The following is a 14228-nucleotide window of genomic DNA, read 5'->3' on the forward strand; positions in this document are numbered from 1 at the left end:
GAGACCCTTACTTGCGTGAGATGAGAATGATATTCTCACCGCCATCAGTCCGGGTTGGCAGGAGGTTCGTCTGACATGGCATGGGACTTTTCCACCGAGCCGGAGTTCGAGGAGAAGCTGGAGTGGATCAGGCGGTTCCGCACCGAGCGCGTGGAACCCCTGGACCTGCTGTATCCGGACCGGGCCTACCACCCGCTCGACGACGAACTCGGCCCCGTCGTCAGGACGTTGAAGCAACAGGTCCGCGACGAGGGCCTGTGGGCACCGCACTTGGGCCCCGAGCTCGGCGGCCGTGGCTTCGGCCAGGTCAAGCTGGCGCTCATCAACGAGATTCTGGGCCAGTCCAGTTGGGCCCCCGTCATCTTCGGCACGGCCGCCCCCGACACCGGGAACGCCGAGATCATCGCCCGCTACGGTACCGACGAACAGAAGGAGCGCTACCTCCAGCCACTGCTGGAGGGCGAGTGCTTCTCCTGCTTCTCCATGACCGAACCCCAGGCCGGCGCCGACCCCACCATGTTCACCACCCGCGCCGAACGGGACGGCGACGACTGGGTCATCACCGGCCGCAAGTTCTTCTCCTCCAACGCCCGCACCTCGAAGTTCGTCATCGTGATGGCCGTGACGAACCCCGACGTCAGCCCCTACAAGGGCATGTCGATGTTCCTCGTGCCCAGCGACACCCCCGGCGTCCGCATCGAGCGACACCTCGGCATCATGGGCGAGGCCACCGACGAGGGCATGCACGCCCTCATCGCCTACGACGGCGTCCGCGTCCCCGCCGACGCACTGCTCGGCGGCGAGGGCCAGGCCTTCGCGATCGCCCAGACCCGGCTCGGCGGTGGCCGCGTCCACCACGCGATGCGGGTCGTCGGCCAGAGCCAGAAGGCGCTGGACATGATGGCCGAGCGGGCCCTGTCCCGCGAGACCCAGGGCGAACGGCTCGCGGACAAGCAACTCGTCCGCGCCGACATCGCCGACTCCTACGCCCAACTCGCCCAGTTCCGGCTGTTCGTGCTCCACACCGCCTGGCAGATCGACCGGTACCAGGACTACAAGCGGGTCCGGAAGGACATCGCCGCCATCAAGTTCCTCACCCCGAAGGTGCTGCACGACATCGTGTACCGCTCGATGCATCTGCACGGCGCCCTCGGTGTCTCGAACGAGATGCCGTTCTCGGAGATGTGGAACGGCGCCGCCGTCATGGCCGTCGTCGACGGCCCCACCGAGGTCCACAAGATCACCGTCGCCCGTGACGTCCTGCGCGGCTACGAAGCAGCCCCCGGCCTGTGGCCCACCCAGCACCTGCCCACCCGCCGCGAATGGGCCCGGAAGCAGTTGGAGGACTTGCTGTGACGCTCGCCAACACGGAATCCCTCGCCCGCTGGCTGGACGACCAGGGCATCGCCCCCGGCGAACCCGTCGAGACGTCGTACATCTCCGGAGGCACCTCCAACGACATCTACGGCATCCGGCGCGGCGAGGTGACCATGGTGCTGCGCAAACCGCCGGAGAAGGTTCCGCCGGGGCGCAACGAGACCATGCTCCGCGAATACCGTGTTCTCAAAGCCCTCAACGGCACGGACGTTCCGCATCCCGAGGCGATCGCCGTGTGCGACGACACGAGCGTGCTCGGCTCCTGCTTCTACCTCATGGCGCACGTCGACGGCTGGTCCCCGATGAACTCCGGCGGCTGGCCCGAACCGTTCCTCAGCGACCTGTCCCTGCGGCCCGGCCTCGCGTACCAACTCGTCGAGGGCATCGCCAAGTTGGGCAACGTCGACTGGCGGGCGCAGGGGCTTGAGGGCTTCGGTCGGCCCGACGGCTTCCACGACCGGCAGGTCGACCGCTGGCTGGCCCACCTCGCCAAGTTCAAGTTCCGTGAGATACCCGGCCTGGAGAAGGCCGCCGCCTGGCTGCGGGAACACCGTCCCGCCCACTGGACACCGGGCATCATCCACGGCGACTACCAGTTCGCCAACGTCATGTTCCGGCACGGCGCGCCCGCCGAACTCGCGGCCCTGGTCGACTTCGAAATGGCCACCGTGGGCGACCCGTTGCTCGACCTCGGCTGGGTCATCATGGGCTGGCCGGACGCCGACGAGGACCGCACCCAGAAGGGCTACGTCGACTACACCGGCATGCCCGACCGCGCCGACCTGCTGGAGCACTACGCCAAGGTCAGCGGACGCGACGTCGGCGAGATCGACTACTACGTCATCCTCGCCCGCTTCAAGATGGCCGTAGTCCTGGAGGGCGGCTACGCCCGGCATGTGAAGGGCGAGGGCGGCAACCCCAAGATGGCCCACTACGGCGACGTCGTCCTACAGATGGCCGCCCAGGCGGCCGAACTCGCCGCCACGACCCGGCTATGAGAGCCGCCCGCTGCAACGCCGTCGGCGGCCCGGTGGTCGTCGAGGACATCCCCGAACCGCCTTTCCCGGACCCGGAGTTCACCGAAGAAGACGGCGGCATCCCGGTCGACGTGCACTACGCCGCCGTCAACTTCGCCGACGTCCTCGTGATCGACGGCGCCTACCAGGTGAAGGCCGAGCCGCCCTTCACCCCGGGCAGCGAGTTCGCCGGTGTGGTCGCCGCCTCCGCGCACGGATTCGAGAAGGGCGAGCGGGTCTTCGGCTCGATGTTCGTCGGCGCCTTCGCCGAACGCGTCACCGCCCGCCCGGCAGGCCTGAGCCGCATCCCGGAGGGCATCCCCACCGAGCGCGCGGCGGCCTTCGGGGTCAGCCACGCCACCGCCTTCGACGCCCTCCGCCTGGTCGCCGACGTACAGCACGGCGAGCGGGTCGCCGTCCTCGGCGCGGCGGGCGGGGTGGGCCTCGCCACCGTCGAACTCGCCGCACTGCTCGGCGCGGAGGTCGTCGCCGTCGCCTCGACGGAGGAGAAGCGGGCGGTGTGCGCCGAGCAGGGCGCGCACGTCACCCTGCCGTACGACGATCTGAAGCGGAGTCTGCGGGACGCGGGCGGCGCCGATGTCGTGATCGACCCGGTCGGCGGGCCGTACGCGGAGGAGGCCTTGCGGGCGATGCGCTGGGGCGGACGGTTCGTGAGCGTGGGGTTCGCGAGCGGGGAGATCCCGCGCATCCCGCTCAACCTCCCGATGCTCAAAGGCGTCAGCGTCCACGGCTTCGACCTCGGCGGCTGGGCGCGGCATCAGCGGGACGACCTGGTGGCCGCCCGCACCGAACTCCACGGACTGTTCGCCGCCGGAAGGATCCGGCCCCGTGTCCACGCCGTGTATCCACTCACCGAAGTCGCCGCCGCACTCGGCCTGGGGCGCCGCGCCATCGGCAAGGTCCTTCTGGAGGTCGCGCATGGAGTTTGAGTTCGACGACGAGCAGCGGCTGCTCCAGCGAGTGGTCCGCGAAACGGTCACCAGGTCACGATCGCTGCCCGAGGACCAACTCTGGGACACCTACCTGGAGTTGGGCTGGCTCGAAGCCCCTCCGGTGGAACTCGCCATCGTGCTGGAGGAGTTGGGCTATGCCGCCGACCCGACTCCCTTTCTCGCCACCGCCACCTGGTTCGCGCCGCTGGCCGGACGGCTGCCGCGCGGCTCGGGCACGGGGGTCTTCGACGGGGAGGGCCGGTTCGTCCTCGACGCCGACCGCGCGGACGAGATCGCCCTTCTCACCTCCGAAGGCGTGGTCGTACGGGACGGGAAGGACCTGGCGGCCGAGCGGCTCTCCGTGTTCGACCCGACCCTGCATGTCGCCCGGGTGGACGCCCCGGACCTGGTCGCCGGTGTACCGGACCTGGCCCTGATGGGGCTGGCGGTCAGCACCGTCGGCAGTTGCCGGCGCATCCTCGACCTGGTCGTCGCCCATGTGAAGGAACGGCACCAATTCGGCGTGCCCATCGGCTCGTTCCAGGCCGTCAAGCACAAGGCCGCCGACATGTACGTCGCCATCGAACGCGCCAAAGTGCTCGCCTACTTCTCCGCGCTCACCATCGCCGAGGACGACCCGCGCCGCGGCCGGGCCGCCGCGATGGCCAAGGCCGCCGCCGGAGACTGCCAACGGGTGTGTTTCCGCAACGGGTTCCAGCTCTTCGGCGCCATGGGCTACACGTGGGAGAACGAACTACAGATCCATCTCAAACGGGCCAAGGCCGGGGACCTGCTCCTCGGCACGGCGTCCGAGCACAGGAAGGCGCTGCTGGTATGAGGCTGGCCCCCGACCCCGAGATCGAGAAGTTCCGCGCCGACTTCAGCGCCTTCCTCGACACCCACCTGCCCACCCCCGAAGAGGCCACCGCCCGCTCCAAGTCCAGCGCGGACATACCCGATTGGGCCCGCCGCTGGCAGCGCACCCTCTTCGACGAGGGCTGGCTGCTCCCCGCCCAGCCGCCCGAGTACGGCGGACGCAACGCCACCCTGCCCCAAGTCGTCGCCCACCTGGAGGAGTTGTCCCGGCGGCGGATCTACCACAGCTTCAACCCGCAGGGCCTCAACATCATCGCGGCCTCCCTGCTCACCTTCGGTACGGAGAAACAGAAACGCGACTGGGCCATACCGCTCCTACGGGCCGAGATCACCGCGTCGCTCGGCATGAGCGAACCCGGAGCGGGGTCGGACCTCGCCGGACTACGGACCCGCGCCGTCCTCGACGGCGACCACTTCGTCGTCAACGGACAGAAGGTGTGGACCTCCGGCGCGCACGACGCAGATGTCCTGCTCACCTTCGTCCGCACCGACCCCGACGCCCCCAAGCACAAGGGCATCAGCGTCCTGCTCATCCCCACCGACTCCGAAGGCGTGGTCCGACGGCCGTTCGGCTCGATCGCCGCACCCGACGACCTCGACTTCAACGAGGTGTTCTTCACCGACGTCCGCGTCCCCAAGGAGAACCTCGTCGGCCCCCTCAACGAGGGCTGGCGGGTGGCCAACGGCTCGCTCGGGCACGAACGGACCCTGCTCTGGGTGCACTACGCCGAGCGGATGGACGGCCTGATCCAGGACTCGCCCTGCGACGAGGAGTGGTACGCGACGCTCCAAATGGACGTCCAGGCACTGCGGTTGCTCGGCTACCGGCTGCTCGGCGCCGACCGGAACCCGGTGGAGATCTCGGTGCTCAAGCTGCTCGGCTCCGAGGCCGCGCAGAGCGCCGAACTGCACGCACTCGAACACCACGGGACCGAGGCGCTGCTGCATCCGGTGCAGACCGGGCCGTACACCCATATGAACTTGGGGTCGTTCACCGCCAGTTGGTTCGAGCGGTACGCGCGCAGCTTCGGCGGGACCATCGCCGGCGGCACCTCCGAGATCCAGCGCAACATCATCGCCGAGCGCATCCTCGGCCTGCCCCGATAGAGCCGTTCAGAGAGCCGACAGAGGACAAGACGCATGGACGAGATCCTGTACGAGGTGGACGACCGGGTGGGGATCATCACCATCAACCGGCCCGAGGTCGCCAACGCCCAGAACGCGGTGCTCCTCGACGCGCTGGACGCCGCCTGGCGCCGGGCCGCCGCCGACGAGGAGGTGAAGGTGATCCTTCTGCGGGGCAACGGGAAGCACTTCTCCTCCGGCCACGACCTCAAGGACCGCTGGCCGGCCCCGAACGAGATCACCCTGGAGTGGATCTACGCCGCCGAGTCCCGCCGGTACCTGGAGTACACGCTGCGCTGGCGCAACGTCCCCAAGCCGTCGATCGCCGCGGTCCAGGGCAAGTGCATCGCCGGCGGACTGATGCTCTGCTGGCCCTGCGACCTGATCGTGGCCGCCGAGAACGCCGAATTCTCCGACCCCGTCGTCCACATGGGCATCGGCGGAGTCGAATACCACGGCCACACCTGGGAGTTGGGCCCGCGCAAGGCGAAGGAGATCCTCTTCACCGGACGGGCCGTCACCGCCGAGGAGGCGGAGAAGGTCGGCATGGTGAACAAGGTCGTCCCCCTCGACCAACTGGACACCGAGGCCATGGAGTTGGCCCGGCAGATCGCCCGCATGCCGTCCTTCGGACTCCGCCAGGCCAAGCGCGCCGTCAACCAGAGCCTCGACGTCCAGGGCTTCTACGCGGCCATCCAGTCCGTGTTCGACATCCACGAGACGGGACACGGAAACGCGCTGAGCGTCTCCGGATATCCCATCCTCACGAAGCTCGACGGCATGAAGGAACGCCTCAAGGAGCAGTAGGCGGTGGCCCGACCGCGCATCACTCGCGATGCGCGGTCGCGCCCCGGCTCATCGCGAGGACCGCGTCACGGCGGCTCAGCGCCCCGAACGGTGAACCGCCGGTCGGGGCCGGGCTGCCGCAGATCCAGGTCGGGCCGTCGGAGAGATGGGCGAGCGCCTCGGCGGCCACGTCGTCCGGATCGGCCAAGTCACCGCCGTACGACCCCCCTTGGGCACCTTCGGTCCGTCGCAGGGACGGGGTGTCGGTCCTGCCGAGGACCAGCCCCAGGACGTCCACCCCGCTGTCCCGCCACTCCGCCCACAGGCTCTCCGCGAGGATGAGGTCGAACGCCTTCGACGCGCCATAGGCGGCGAGCGTGGCGCCACCCGCCCACGCGGCGCCCGAGGTCACCAGGACCACGGCTCCCCGTTTGCGCGCCACCATGGGGCCGCCGAAACGGTAGGCCGCTTCGAGTACGGCCGCGCAGTTGCGTCGAACCAGCCCCAGGTGGACGTCGAGATCCTTGTCGAGGAACGGGACGCTGCGGTCGTCGCTGCCCGCGTTGTACACGAACAGACCGACCTCCAGTCCTGCGGTCGCCTGCTCCAACTCCTCAAGGGCGCTGGGGGAGCTGAGGTCGAGCGCGACGGCGCGGACCTCGACGCCGTACCGGGCGCGGATCTCGTCGGCGGACTCCTCCAGCACGGGCAGCCGCCGGGCCACCAGCACGACGTTCATCCCCTGGGCGGCCATCCGATGGGCGAACGCGGCACCTACCCCGTCCGACCCACCGGCGACGACACCCCAGGGCCCGTATGTGGCGGCGAGCGATTCAGTCACTTCGTTACTCCTCGGCAAGTTCATCTAGGACGACCGGAGAACCTTCTTCTCGACCGCGTCGGACGACAGCACTGTCCCGATGATCCCCAGGTCCGCTCCCGCGCTGTGCGCCACCTCGCGCACCACGCGGACGTCCTTGCTCATCAGGTCCGCCAACCGCTCCGCGACCGAGTCGACCGAGCCCCCGCCGGCGACGACACCGAGCGCGCGACTGGCGCCGCTGCCATGCTGGAGCGCGGCGAGAATCGCCTTCTCGTCGATGCCCAGTGAACCCGCCACGCGGACCGCGTCGACCGCGAGTCCGACCTGGGCCACGAAGAGGGCGTTGTTGACGAGCTTGACCCGCTGACCGTTGCCGACCGGTCCGACGAACATGACCGGCGAGGCGTACGTCTCCAACAGCGGCCGCATCTTAGCCAGTTGGGCCTCGTCACCGCCGACCCACAGGGTGAGGCGGCCCGCCGCGATGTCGTGCGGACCGCCCGAGAGCGCGGCGTCCAGCACCCCGACACCGCGCTCCGCGCCCGCCTCGGCGAGCAGCTGCGCGGTGGCCGGGTCGGAGGTGGTGTGCTGCACGAGCGTCGCCCCCGGCTTTATGGCCGCGAGGGCGCCGTCCGCACCGAGGCAGACCGCCCGTACCTGCTCGTCCTTCAGTACGGTGACCAACACCGCGTCGGCGTCACGGACCGTTGCCCGGACCGTGTCGGCCGACGCGAGCCCGCTCTCCCGGGCGGCCGCCCGCGCCTCCGGGTGGCGTACGAGGACCGTGACGTCATGCCCGGCGGCCGTCAGCCGGTCGACGATCGGCCGCCCCATCCGCCCCCATCCGATGAACCCGATCCTCAACTCTGCTCCAAGGCAATGGAATTGGCGGGCGGCGCCAACATCGCACGCGGCCCCTCGGTACCGTCCAGGTTGGCGTTGACCCGCTCCGTGATCCGCCACCCCTCCGAAGTGCGCACCCAGCGCCAGGAGTTGGCGGAGACCTGGAACACCCAGAACCGTCCGGCGTCGGCGTCCCACCGCAGATGCAGCGCATGGCTCCGCCCGGTCGCGTGGTCGCCGTCCACGACGACGTGCGGCGCGGTCAGCACATGGCCGCAGCCGTTGTGGATCACACTCTGATGGCCCGGGCCGTGCACCATGCCGACGATGCCCTGCCGGCCCTCCATCCGCAGATGGGGGATCGCGTCGAAGACACCGTCCTCGGTCCAGAGCGCCGCGGCGGCCTCTCCCGAACCGCTGTCGACCGCCGGCCCGTACTGCGCGACGAGCTGGGTGATCTCGACCTGGTCCTCCAAAGTGCGCACTTTCGCCGCCAACGACTCGACGGCGGCGCGCAGTTGGGAAAGTTCATCGCTCTCGCTCATGAATGGGTTCAACTCCCTGGTACGACGATGATGCGGGCCGGACCGTCGGCGTCCCGCGCCGCGTCGAGCGCCGCCGGAACCCCGTCCAGCCCGACGGAGTGGCCGAGCATCGGACCGACATCGAGGCTGCCGGAGCAGACGGCCCGGAACGCCTCGTCCCAGTGGTCCATCGAAGGACCGCCCCCGAACTGGATGTTGAGCCCCTTCCGCTTCGCGGTCAGGGTGTGCAGATGGTCGCCCTCGGGCGGACCGCCGACGGAGAAGATCCGGGTGCCGCGCTCACACCCCTTGATGATCGAGTCGAGAACGCCCGGCACGCCGACGCACTCGAACACGACACAACTCGCCCGCGGACCGGCCGCGTTGCGCCATGCCTCGTACGGCGAGACCGCGGCCGGGTCGACGACCACATCGGCGCCCATCGCCAGCGCGGTCGCACGACGCGACGCGACCAGGTCGGCCGCCACGATCGGCCCGACGCCGAGGCTCTTGAGCCGACCGATGGCCGACAGTGCGATCGCACCACACCCGATGACCAACGGCGCTTCCCGCGCGGTCAGTTGGGCTCGGGACGCGGTCGACCAGCCCACCGAGATCGCGTCGGCGACACACACGATCTCGCTCGGCAGATCCGACACCACGACCCGGGTGATGGCCTCGGTCAGCAGGAACAACTCGCCGAACCCACCGGGTGATTCGGGGTTCTGGCCGATGATCCGCCGTCCGGCGGGCGTGTTCAGCACGGGCAGCGAACTCACCCGCGTCCCGACCGGGATCCGCCGCTCGGTGCCGGGGCCGTAGCCCACGACCTCGGCGCAGTACTCGTGCCCCATCACGATGTCGACGTCCTGGTCGTACGTCGACATCCCGCTGTCGTCGTCGGCGCCCGCCTCCGGATGGTCCATGAAGTGCAGATCCGACGCGCAGATCCCGCACGCCAGCGAGCGGACGAGGAGTTGACCCGGCCCGGGGACCGGATCGCCGACGACCCGCGCCTCGACCGTCCCGCCACGCAGCACAGCAGCACGCATCAGACTCTCCTCCGATCTTCGAAGTTCTCCGACGCCCGTCTCCTTCGGACTGTAGCCACACTGCGGGAATTACAGAAGACCGTCTCCTATAATTGGCGGGACATGGCCCGGTCACTACAATCACCGGCATGGCAGAACCGCGCCGCGCCCCGGGCCGTCCACGGGACACGAGCATCAACGAACGGGCCCTCGCGGCAACGCGCGAACTCCTCGTCCAGCGCGGCTTCGAGGCGACGACGATCCAGGCGGTGGCCGAGCACTCGGGCGTGCACGCCTCCGCCATCTACCGTCGCTGGCCGTCCCGGATCGAGCTGATCGAGGAGGCCACGTTCCCCGGGCTGAGCCCGCTGAGCGTCCGGCCGACGGGGGACCTCCGCCGTGACCTGCGCCGGTTCATCCGCGCGTACCTGGCGGCTTTCGGCGCACCCGCCGCCCGTGCCGCGGCGGCCGGACTCTTCGCGCACTCCCAGACGTCGAACCGGCCCCGGCCGCCGGAGATGCTGCTGCGGGTGTCGGCGCGACCGCAGTTCCAGGACATTCTGCGCGCCGCGCCGACCGGGACCGTCGACCCCGCCGTGGACCCGGACGACGTCTTCGACATGCTCCTCGGCGCCGTACTGACCCGCACCCTCCTGTCCACGGTCACGGCCCGTGAGCGCCCGGTCGAGCGCACGGTGGAGATGGTCCTCCGGATGCTACGGCCGCTCGACGGGCCGCCGATCTGATCAACTCGTCCGGTGCGAAAGGGCGTTGGTGTCAGCGGCGTTCGTCGCGGAACACCTTCCCGCCCTTCATCACGAACCGGACGTCCGCCATCACGGAGACGTCCTCCAGCGGATTGCCCGGCACCGCGATCAGATCGGCGAGCAGGCCCTCCGCGATACGGCCCCGGTCGTCGGCGTCGATCAGCTCCGCCGCGTTGACGGTCGCCGCCTGGAGCGCCTCCAGGGGAGTCATCCCGCGGTCGACCAGGGCGATCAGCTCCTGGGCGCCCCGGCCGTGCGGAATCGCCGGCGCGTCGGTGCCCAGCGCCATCCGGACACCCGCCTTCCCCGCCCTGGACACCACCGTCTTCGCCCGGGGGAAGATCTCGGCGGCCTTCGCCACCAGTTCGGGCGCGGAGTGGGACATGTCCATCCCATCGATGAGAGCGGTGGTCGGGACCAGGAAGGTGCCCCTCTCCGCCATCAGCGCGATGGTGTCGTCGTCGAGCAGGAAGCCGTGCTCGATGCAGTCGATGCCCGCCTCCACCGCCGAGCGGACGGCGTCGGCCCCATGGGTGTGGGCCGCCACCTTCAGTCCGCGCCGGTGGGCCTCGTCGACGATGGCGCGCAGTTCCTCGTCGGAGTAGTGCTGCGCACCGGGGGTGCCGGTGTGCGACATCACGCCCCCGGACGCGCAGACCTTGATGAGCCGGGCCCCGTGCTTGATCTGGTAGCGGACGGCCTTGCGCACCTCGTCGACGCCGTTGGCGATGCCCTCCTCCAGGGAGAGGGGCATGATTCCGGGGGCGTACGCGGCGAACATCGTGGGGTCCAGATGGCCGCCGGTGGGGGTGATGGCGTGCCCGGCGGGCACGATGCGCGGGCCGTCGATCCAGCCGGCGTCGATGGCCTTCGCCAGCGCGACGTCCAGCAGATAACCGCCCGTCTTCACGAACAGGCCGAGGTTGCGGACCGTGGTGAAGCCCGCGCGCAGGGTCCGCCGGGCGTTGCCCACCGCGCGGAGCATGCGCAGCGGGGGATCGTCCTGGACGGGGGAGAACGCGAGCGTCTCTCCCCGGCCGCCCATCAGAAGGTTGACCTCCATGTCCATGAGACCGGGCAGGAGGGTCACGTCACCGAGATCGAGAACCTCGGCGTCGCCGGTGCCGCCCACGATGCGGTCGCCGTCGACCGTGACCAGGCCCGGCGACTCGAACTCGCCCGTCTCCACGTGCAGTACACGCGCCGCTTTGAGCGTGAGCACGACCTGTCACACCTTCGGTTCGACGACGAGGTCCATGTAGGCGGCCCCGCTGTCCGGCACCCGGGCCTGCTTCCAGACCTCGACCGGGAACGAGATGTTCACCAGGGAGAACAGCAGGAGCAGCAAGTTCCGCTCCTGCTCCGGGAGTTCGGAGAGCGGGAACTTGTCGAGATGGTCGGAGGCCTGTTCCAGCAGCGGGAACGCCGCGTCGTAGAAGGTCTGCATCTCCTCCATGGAGCTGGCCAGGCGCTTGCTGTAACGGTCGCGCTCGGACTCCAGGACCCACTCGCTGAACGGTTCGAGCACCGCGAACTCACTGGGCAGCATCGGTGTGCTCCTTGACGTAGTCGGCGACCGTCTTGTGCAGATGGCGGAGCAGCAACTCCTGGTCGCAGAGCGGGAATTCGGTGACGACCCGGCTCTTGAGCATCGTCTGGGTGGCCTCCAGCGTGTTGCCGTCCTGGAGCGCGTACTCCTTGAACGTCACCGCCGCCAGCTCCTGCTTGAGCCGCTCGCGCGCCGTCTTGGCGGGCACGAAGTACAGGTTGGCCTCGAAGAGGTGCTTGTCCACCGCCGTCGGCCAGTAGTGGTACGTCAGGTACCAGCCGGGCTTCCAGATCAGCAGGGTCATGTTGGGGAAGAACTCGAAGGAGTCGTTGCCCCAGGCGCGGTGTCCGCCCGGATTGAGGCCGGGGGGAAGGGGGTCGAGGCCCTCGATGTCGGGTGCCTCCCAGGGCCCGAACAGGCCGCTGCGCAGGACGCGTTCGATGGGCTTGACGATGGTCAGGTCCTTGGGCGGGGACATGCCTCCCCAGGAGGAGATCATCGAGTGCGGGGGGTGGATCTCGTAGTGCAGCGCCTCGTACCCGACGTTGAAGAGCTTGTCGGCCTCGTCCTTGACGGCCTGCTTCATGTGCAGGACGGGCGCGTGGTAGAACTCCGCGAACGCGTCGATGAACAGCTTCCAGTTGCTGCCGATCTCCGCCTTGTAGGTGAAGACCTCGGTCATCTCGTGGAAGGGGTAGCCCTCAAGTCCCTTGGCGAACTCGCCCAGATACTCCTTGAGCGGCTGCGCGTCCGGGTCGAGGTTGACGAAGACGAACCCCTCCCAGACCTCGCAGCGGACCAGCTTGAGGCCGTAGTCCGCCTTGTCGAGGTCGAAGAACTCCTTCTCCTGCTGGACGAAGGTCAGATCGCCGTCGAGGCTGTAGCGCCAGGCGTGGTACTTGCAGGTGAACTGGCGGCAGGTGCCCTTGACCTCCTCGCCCGGGTAGTCGTTCCACACGAGCTTGTTGCCGCGGTGGCGGCACACGTTGTGGAAGGCGCGGATCTCCTTGTCCTTGCCCCGCACGATCACCAGTGAGGTGTCGGCGACGGCCAGCTCCTTCGTGAAGTAGCTGCCGACCTTGGGCAGTTGCTCGACCCGGCCGACGTTCAGCCAGGTCTTCTTGAAGATCGCCTCCTTCTCGGCCTCGTAGTACGCGGGGTCGATGGAGTCCTCGTAGTTCACCGGGCTCGTGCCCAGCTCGGGGTAGTTCTCGGTCCAGCTCCCGGCCGCCGGCTTGGCGAAGTGTGGCATGGGATCACCCCTCTCGCTTGTGAGAATACCATTCTCGTTTTGGGAAACTGAAGTTCTCTTCCGAGATCACAGGATCGAGTTCCACGCCGAAGGTGTTGAGGGCCATCGTGAGCATCGTGTAGGCGCCGATGGTGAAGACCAGGTCCATGAGCTGGTGTTCGTCCAGGTCGACGGCCAGCGCCGCGTAGGTCGCGTCCGACAGGCCCGAGTCGGTGTCCAGTTCGTCCACGGCCCGGTTGAGCAAGGTGTCGGCGCCGGTGCGGACGTCCTCGATCTCCGCCTCGGTCACCCCGTACTTCCGGCCGATCAGGACGTGACTCGCCCACTCGTATCTGCTGCCCCGCCGCCAGGCCACCCGCATCACGGCCAGTTCGCGGACGCGCACCGGCAGGGTCGTGGTGTTGAGGTGCATGTTGAACGTCAGGAACGCCCGTGCCAGGGCCGGGTGCCGCTGGAAGATCCCGAGGACGTTGGCCTCCGGCAGCTTCTTGTCGGGGTTGATGACCGAGAACAGGTCGTGGTCCCACTCGTCGTACGGCACCGGGGAGATGCGGACGCCGTTCTCGGGGGCTGTCTCGCCGTTCTCGCTCACGTGTTCCGCCCGCCGTTCACGCCAAGGATCTGGCCCGTGATGTAGCCGGCCTCCTCGGAGGCGAGGAAGGCGCAGGCCGCGGCGATGTCCTCGGGGCGCCCGACCCGCCGTACGGGAGTGCGCTGGATGTGGTCCTCGACCGTCCCGCCCAGGAGTTGGCGCTCCTCGGAGCGGCGCAGCATGGGCGTGTCGATGAAGCCGGGCGGCACCGCGTTCACGGTGATGCCCTGTGGGCCCAGCTCCAGGGCGAGCGCCTTGGTCAGCCCGTTGACGGCCGACTTGGCGGCCACGTAGTGCGTCATGAACGGCTGGCCGGAGTGCGCGCTCGACGAGGAGATGTTGACGATCCGGCCCCAGCCGGCCTCCACCATGTCCGGCAGAACCGCCTGGACGCAGTGGAAGACGCCGTTGAGGTTGACGTCGATGACCCGCTGCCAGGCCTCGAAGGTCAGGTTGGCGAAGCGCTTGTAGCCCTCCATCCCCGCCGCGTTGACCAGGACGGTGACCGGGCCGAGCTGCTCGCGGATCTCGGTGAGTGCCTCGTCCACCTGGGCCCGGTCGGAGACGTCGGCCTTCCGGGAGAAGCCGCTGTCGGACGGGTTGAGGTCGAGGGTGGCGACCTGGAGACCGTCGGCCTCCAGGCGTTGCGCGATGGCCAGTCCGATGCCGGAGCCGCCGCCTGTGACGAGGGCTGTCCTCATGCCGGAACCCCCT

16 protein-coding genes are annotated in these 14228 nt (G+C 69.0%); 7 read left to right on the forward strand and 9 right to left on the reverse strand.

Going from position 1 to position 14228, the window contains the following annotated elements:
• Positions 1-75 precede the first annotated feature (75 nt).
• The 6 genes from ACWIHT_RS02240 to ACWIHT_RS02265 are packed head-to-tail and all read left to right on the forward strand — an operon-like array spanning position 76 to position 6154.
• Positions 76-1356, forward strand: a complete 1281-nt coding sequence (locus ACWIHT_RS02240) for an acyl-CoA dehydrogenase family protein (protein ID WP_456163464.1) — start codon at positions 76-78, stop codon at positions 1354-1356.
• Positions 1353-2375: a phosphotransferase family protein gene (locus ACWIHT_RS02245; RefSeq protein WP_456163466.1), complete on the forward strand. Its 1023-nt coding sequence runs from the start codon at positions 1353-1355 to the stop codon at positions 2373-2375. The genes ACWIHT_RS02240 and ACWIHT_RS02245 overlap by 4 nt, the downstream gene beginning before the upstream one ends.
• Positions 2372-3343: an NADPH:quinone oxidoreductase family protein gene (locus ACWIHT_RS02250; protein WP_456163468.1), complete on the forward strand. Its 972-nt coding sequence runs from the start codon at positions 2372-2374 to the stop codon at positions 3341-3343. The genes ACWIHT_RS02245 and ACWIHT_RS02250 overlap by 4 nt, the downstream gene beginning before the upstream one ends.
• Entirely contained in the window at positions 3333-4184 is an 852-nt protein-coding gene (locus ACWIHT_RS02255; protein WP_456163470.1) for an acyl-CoA dehydrogenase family protein, read from the forward strand. Before ACWIHT_RS02250 ends, ACWIHT_RS02255 begins: the two co-directional genes overlap by 11 nt.
• Complete coding sequence (locus ACWIHT_RS02260; RefSeq protein ID WP_456163472.1) at positions 4181-5329, forward strand: acyl-CoA dehydrogenase family protein; 1149 nt, start codon at positions 4181-4183, stop codon at positions 5327-5329. Before ACWIHT_RS02255 ends, ACWIHT_RS02260 begins: the two co-directional genes overlap by 4 nt.
• A 33-nt stretch (positions 5330-5362) precedes the next feature.
• On the forward strand, positions 5363-6154 hold the full coding sequence (locus ACWIHT_RS02265; RefSeq protein ID WP_456163474.1) for an enoyl-CoA hydratase: 792 nt from the start codon (positions 5363-5365) through the stop codon (positions 6152-6154).
• A gap of 19 nt (positions 6155-6173) precedes the next feature.
• On the opposite strand, the gene ACWIHT_RS02270 is transcribed toward ACWIHT_RS02265, so the two are convergent.
• From ACWIHT_RS02270 to ACWIHT_RS02285, 4 genes are read right to left on the reverse strand one after another with little or no spacing between them, the layout of a single operon-like run.
• Complete coding sequence (locus ACWIHT_RS02270; RefSeq protein WP_456163476.1) at positions 6174-6974, reverse strand: SDR family NAD(P)-dependent oxidoreductase; 801 nt, start codon at positions 6972-6974, stop codon at positions 6174-6176.
• A gap of 24 nt (positions 6975-6998) precedes the next feature.
• Positions 6999-7820 carry an NAD(P)-dependent oxidoreductase gene (locus ACWIHT_RS02275; RefSeq protein WP_456163477.1) on the reverse strand — a complete coding sequence of 274 codons (822 nt, stop codon included), beginning with the start codon at positions 7818-7820 and terminating at the stop codon, positions 6999-7001.
• Positions 7817-8344, reverse strand: a complete 528-nt coding sequence (locus tag ACWIHT_RS02280) for a nuclear transport factor 2 family protein (RefSeq protein WP_456163479.1) — start codon at positions 8342-8344, stop codon at positions 7817-7819. Before ACWIHT_RS02280 ends, ACWIHT_RS02275 begins: the two co-directional genes overlap by 4 nt.
• 8 nt (positions 8345-8352) lie before the next feature.
• Positions 8353-9375 (reverse strand): zinc-binding dehydrogenase, encoded by a 1023-nt coding sequence (locus ACWIHT_RS02285; protein ID WP_456163481.1) that lies wholly within the window; start codon positions 9373-9375, stop codon positions 8353-8355.
• 128 nt (positions 9376-9503) lie between these two features.
• Between ACWIHT_RS02285 and ACWIHT_RS02290 the strand changes: the two genes are divergently transcribed.
• The gene (locus ACWIHT_RS02290; protein ID WP_456163482.1) at positions 9504-10100 is read left to right on the forward strand and encodes a TetR/AcrR family transcriptional regulator; all 597 of its coding nucleotides are present in this window, start codon (positions 9504-9506) and stop codon (positions 10098-10100) included.
• A gap of 31 nt (positions 10101-10131) precedes the next feature.
• Here the strand turns inward: ACWIHT_RS02290 and ACWIHT_RS02295 are convergent, their stop codons facing one another.
• The 5 genes from ACWIHT_RS02295 to ACWIHT_RS02315 are packed head-to-tail and all read right to left on the reverse strand — an operon-like array spanning position 10132 to position 14215.
• Positions 10132-11343, reverse strand: a complete 1212-nt coding sequence (locus tag ACWIHT_RS02295; protein ID WP_456163484.1) for a metal-dependent hydrolase family protein — start codon at positions 11341-11343, stop codon at positions 10132-10134.
• 6 nt (positions 11344-11349) lie between these two features.
• Positions 11350-11670, reverse strand: coding sequence for a hypothetical protein (locus tag ACWIHT_RS02300; RefSeq protein WP_456163486.1), 321 nt, complete (start codon positions 11668-11670; stop codon positions 11350-11352).
• The gene (locus ACWIHT_RS02305) at positions 11657-12922 is read right to left on the reverse strand and encodes an aromatic ring-hydroxylating oxygenase subunit alpha (RefSeq protein ID WP_456163488.1); all 1266 of its coding nucleotides are present in this window, start codon (positions 12920-12922) and stop codon (positions 11657-11659) included. Before ACWIHT_RS02305 ends, ACWIHT_RS02300 begins: the two co-directional genes overlap by 14 nt.
• 4 nt (positions 12923-12926) lie before the next feature.
• On the reverse strand, positions 12927-13514 hold the full coding sequence (locus ACWIHT_RS02310; protein ID WP_456163490.1) for a carboxymuconolactone decarboxylase family protein: 588 nt from the start codon (positions 13512-13514) through the stop codon (positions 12927-12929).
• A complete protein-coding gene (locus ACWIHT_RS02315; protein ID WP_456163492.1) occupies positions 13511-14215 on the reverse strand; it encodes an SDR family NAD(P)-dependent oxidoreductase in 705 nt (234 codons plus the stop codon). The genes ACWIHT_RS02310 and ACWIHT_RS02315 overlap by 4 nt, the downstream gene beginning before the upstream one ends.
• Positions 14216-14228 lie beyond the last annotated feature (13 nt).

The organism is Streptomyces sp. NPDC002276, assembly GCF_053891435.1.

Coding starts and splice junctions, on each gene's coding strand:
- ACWIHT_RS02255 (WP_456163470.1), top strand. CDS start 3,333: ATGGAGTTTGAGTTCGACGACGAGCAGCGGCTGCTCCAGCGAGTGGTC.
- ACWIHT_RS02240 (WP_456163464.1), top strand. CDS start 76: ATGGCATGGGACTTTTCCACCGAGCCGGAGTTCGAGGAGAAGCTGGAG.
- ACWIHT_RS02285 (WP_456163481.1), bottom strand. CDS start 9,375: ATGCGTGCTGCTGTGCTGCGTGGCGGGACGGTCGAGGCGCGGGTCGTC.
- ACWIHT_RS02290 (WP_456163482.1), top strand. CDS start 9,504: ATGGCAGAACCGCGCCGCGCCCCGGGCCGTCCACGGGACACGAGCATC.
- ACWIHT_RS02300 (WP_456163486.1), bottom strand. CDS start 11,670: ATGCTGCCCAGTGAGTTCGCGGTGCTCGAACCGTTCAGCGAGTGGGTC.
- ACWIHT_RS02305 (WP_456163488.1), bottom strand. CDS start 12,922: ATGCCACACTTCGCCAAGCCGGCGGCCGGGAGCTGGACCGAGAACTAC.
- ACWIHT_RS02260 (WP_456163472.1), top strand. CDS start 4,181: ATGAGGCTGGCCCCCGACCCCGAGATCGAGAAGTTCCGCGCCGACTTC.
- ACWIHT_RS02315 (WP_456163492.1), bottom strand. CDS start 14,215: ATGAGGACAGCCCTCGTCACAGGCGGCGGCTCCGGCATCGGACTGGCC.
- ACWIHT_RS02265 (WP_456163474.1), top strand. CDS start 5,363: ATGGACGAGATCCTGTACGAGGTGGACGACCGGGTGGGGATCATCACC.
- ACWIHT_RS02280 (WP_456163479.1), bottom strand. CDS start 8,344: ATGAGCGAGAGCGATGAACTTTCCCAACTGCGCGCCGCCGTCGAGTCG.
- ACWIHT_RS02250 (WP_456163468.1), top strand. CDS start 2,372: ATGAGAGCCGCCCGCTGCAACGCCGTCGGCGGCCCGGTGGTCGTCGAG.